At 66.4% G+C, this 4,104-nt stretch carries 1 protein-coding gene and 1 pseudogene; both read right to left on the reverse strand.

Annotation, left to right across the window (positions count from 1 at the left end; all coding sequences use genetic code 11):
* Window positions 1-3,087, reverse strand: a 3,087-nt coding sequence (rpoC, locus tag GX015_RS00580) for a DNA-directed RNA polymerase subunit beta' (RefSeq protein ID WP_291341997.1), incomplete at its 3' end; no start/stop codon positions are given.
* A 113-nt stretch (window positions 3,088-3,200) separates the two neighbouring features.
* Window positions 3,201-4,104 (reverse strand): annotated as a pseudogene (locus GX015_RS00585) (DNA-directed RNA polymerase subunit beta); the annotation flags it as partial.

Here is a 4,104-nt window from a genome sequence, read left to right on the forward strand (position 1 = left end):
ACGCATGGTCAGCTGGGTACCGGGCTCACCGATCGACTGGGCGGCGACGATGCCGACGGCCTCGCCGATGTCGACCAGCTGGCCGGAGGCCATGGACTTGCCGTAGCACTTCGCGCAGACACCGGTCTGGGTCTGGCAGGTCAGCACGGAGCGGACCTTGACCTCGGCGATGCCCAGCTCGACGAGCTTGTCGATGGCCTCGTCGGTCAGGTCGGCGCCTGCCTCGAAGAGGACCTCGCCGGCCTCGGTGGTCACCTCGGTGGCGAAGACACGTCCGGAGACGGAGGTCTCGACCAGCGAGTGCTCGGAGTAGCCGGTGACGTTGCCGTCGGCGTCCTTGACCTCGACGGCCACCGGGACGCGGACGCCCTGGCGGGTGCCGCAGTCGTCCTCGCGGACGATGACGTCCTGCGCGACGTCGACGAGACGACGGGTCAGGTAACCCGAGTCGGCGGTACGCAGAGCGGTATCGGCCAGGCCCTTACGGGAACCGTGGGAGTTGTTGAAGTACTCCAGGACCGACAGGCCCTCACGGAAGGAGGTCTTGATCGGGCGGGTGATGTAGTCACCCTTGGAGTTCACGACCATGCCCTTCATGCCGGCCAGGGTCCAGATCTGACGCATGTTTCCGGCGGCGCCGGACTTCACGATCATCGGGATCGGGTTGTCGTCGGGGTAGAGCTCCTCGACGGCCTTACCGACCTTGTTCGTGGCGTCCTGCCACAGCTCGACGAGACGGTCGTAGCGGTCACGCTCACGCAGCGCGCCCTTGACCCAGAACTTGTGCTCGATCTCGCGTGCCTCGGCCTCGTAGGCCTCGAGGATCTCGTCCTTGTTGGGCAGGACGATGACGTCGGACATGGCGATGGTGACGCCGGAACGGGTCGCCCAGTAGAAACCGGCGTCCTTCATCTTGTCCATCGTCTGGGACACGGTGATCATCGGGTACTTGGCGGCGAGATCGTTGATCACGTCGCCGAGCATGATGAAGCCCTCGCCACCGCCCTTACGGACCATGACGCCCTCGAGGTACGGGTAGTTCCACGGCAGCAGCTCGTTGAACATGACACGACCCAGGGTCGTCTCAGCGGTCCAGGTCTGACCCTGCTCCCAGCCCTCCGGGAAGAGCTCGGCCTCGATCTCGGCCGGCGGACGCAGGTGCGAGATGCGGACACGGATCGGTGCCTGCAGACCCAGGACACCCAGGTCACGGGCCATGATGGCCTCGGCGAAGGACGAGTAGTCGCCCTGTGCCGGACCGTTCTCGTCGGCGGGCTTGAAGCCACCCTGGCCGCCGATCTCGCCCTCGGCCTTGTCCATGGTCAGGAAGTACAGACCCGTGACCATGTCCAGGCGCGGCATGGCCAGCGGCTTACCGGACGCCGGGGACAGGATGTTGTTCGACGCGAGCATGAGCACGCGGGCCTCGGCCTGCGCCTCAGCGGACAGCGGCAGGTGGACCGCCATCTGGTCACCATCGAAGTCGGCGTTGAAGGCCTCACAGGCCAGCGGGTGCAGCTGGATGGCCTTACCCTCGACGAGCTTCGGCTCGAAGGCCTGGATACCCAGACGGTGCAGCGTCGGGGCACGGTTGAGCATCACCGGGTGCTCGGCGATGGCCTCCTCCAGGACGTCCCAGACCTCGGGACGCTGGCGCTCGACCATGCGCTTCGCGGACTTGATGTTCTGCGCGTAGTCGTTCTCCACCAGGCGCTTCATGACGAACGGCTTGAACAGCTCGAGCGCCATGAGCTTCGGCAGGCCACACTCGTGCAGCTTCAGCTGCGGGCCGACGATGATGACCGAACGGCCGGAGTAGTCGACTCGCTTACCCAGCAGGTTCTGACGGAAGCGGCCCTGCTTGCCCTTGAGCAGGTCGGACAGCGACTTCAGCGGGCGGTTGCCCGGTCCGGTGACCGGACGGCCGCGGCGGCCGTTGTCGAACAGCGCGTCGACCGACTCCTGCAGCATGCGCTTCTCGTTGTTCACGATGATCTCGGGCGCGCCGAGGTCGATCATGCGCTTGAGGCGGTTGTTGCGGTTGATGACGCGGCGGTACAGGTCGTTGAGGTCCGAGGTGGCGAAACGGCCACCGTCGAGCTGAACCATCGGGCGCAGCTCCGGCGGGATCACCGGGACGCAATCGAGGACCATGGCGGCCGGGTCGTTGCCCGACTGCAGGAACGCGGCGACGACCTTGAGACGCTTGAGGGCGCGGAGCTTCTTCTGGCCCTTGCCGTCGCGGATGATCTCGCGCAGCGACTCCGCCTCGGCGGCGAGGTCGAAGTTGCGGATCAGCGTCTGGATGGCCTCGGCGCCCATGCCGCCGGTGAAGTAGTCCTCGTAGCGGTCGACGAGCTCGGTGTAGATGCTCTCGTCGATGACCATCTGCTTCGGCTCGAGCTTCAGGAAGGTGTTCCAGATCTCGTCGAGGCGATCCAGCTCGCGCTGGGCGCGCTCGCGGATGTGCTTCATCTCGCGCTCGGCGGCGTTCTGCACCTTCTTGCGGGCGTCTGCCTTCGCGCCGGCGGCCTCGAGCTCGGCGAGGTCCTCTTCCAGGGTCTGCGCGCGCTCGGCGAGCTCCTGGTCGCGGTCGTCCTCGACCATCTTCTTGTCGACCAGCATGTCCGCCTCGAGGGTGGTCTGGTCGTTGTGGCGGGCCTCGTCGTCGACGGAGGTGATGATGTTCGCCGCGAAGTAGATGATCTTCTCGAGATCCTTCGGCGCCAGGTCCAGCAGGTAGCCCAAGCGCGACGGAACGCCCTTGAAGTACCAGATGTGCGTGACCGGCGCGGCCAGCTCGATGTGGCCCATGCGCTCACGGCGGACCTTCGACTTGGTCACCTCGACGCCGCAGCGCTCGCAGATGATGCCCTTGAAGCGGACGCGCTTGTACTTGCCGCAGGCGCACTCCCAGTCGCGGGTCGGGCCGAAGATACGCTCGCAGAACAGGCCGTCCTTCTCCGGCTTGAGCGTGCGGTAGTTGATGGTCTCGGGCTTCTTGACCTCGCCCCGCGACCAGCGGCGGATGTCGTCGGCGGTGGCGAGCCCGATCCGGAGCTCGTCAAAGTTGTTGACGTCGAGCACCTGTTATCCCTTTCCCCCGGGCAATGTTCACGGGGTTTTCGTGCGTGCTGTGAATGTGCGTACTTGAAGTGGGTTGTTTCGTGCGAGCGGGGCGCCCGCGCCGAAACCGCCGGTTAGGCGGTGTCGGCGTCGGAACGCTCGTCGCGCGACAGGTTGATGCCAAGAGAGGCCGTGGCGTGGTCCAGCTCGTCGTCGTCCGTGGAGCTCAGCTCCACCGGGACGCCGTCGGCCGACAGCACCTCGACGTTGAGGCACAGCGACTGGAGCTCCTTGAGGAGCACCTTGAACGACTCCGGGATACCGGGATCCGGGATGTTGTCGCCCTTCACGATCGCCTCGTAGACCTTCACGCGGCCGACGACGTCGTCGGACTTGATGGTCAGCAGCTCCTGCAGGGTGTAGGCGGCGCCATACGCCTGCATGGCCCACACCTCCATCTCGCCGAAGCGCTGGCCGCCGAACTGGGCCTTGCCGCCCAGCGGCTGCTGCGTGATCATCGAGTACGGGCCCGTGGAACGCGCGTGGATCTTCTCGTCCACCAGGTGGTGCAGCTTGAGCATGTACATGTAGCCCACCGACACCGGGAACGGGAACGGCTCACCGGAGCGGCCGTCCATCAGCTGCGCCTTGCCGTCGGCGTTGACCAGGACGTCGCCGTCGCGGTCCGGGCGCGAGGACGCCAGCAGGCCGGCGAGCTCCTCGTTCTCCGCGCCGTCGAACACCGGGGTGGCCACGAGCGAGTCGGCCGGGACGTCGTGAAGCTCCTGCGGGAGGCGCTTCGCCCAGTCCGGGTCGCCCTCGATGGTCCAGCCGGCCTTCGCCAGCCAGCCGAGGTGCACCTCGAGAACCTGGCCGATGTTCATGCGGCGGGGAACGCCGTGCGTGTTCAGCAGGATGTCGACCGGGGTGCCGTCCGGCAGGAAGGGCATGTCCTCCTGCGGCAGGATCTTGCCGATGACGCCCTTGTTGCCGTGGCGGCCGGCCATCTTGTCGCCGTCCTGGATCTTGCGCTTCTGG

Origin of the sequence: Corynebacterium sp. (genome assembly GCF_012837295.1) — a bacterium.
Taxonomy (GTDB): Bacteria; Actinomycetota; Actinomycetes; order Mycobacteriales; family Mycobacteriaceae; genus Corynebacterium.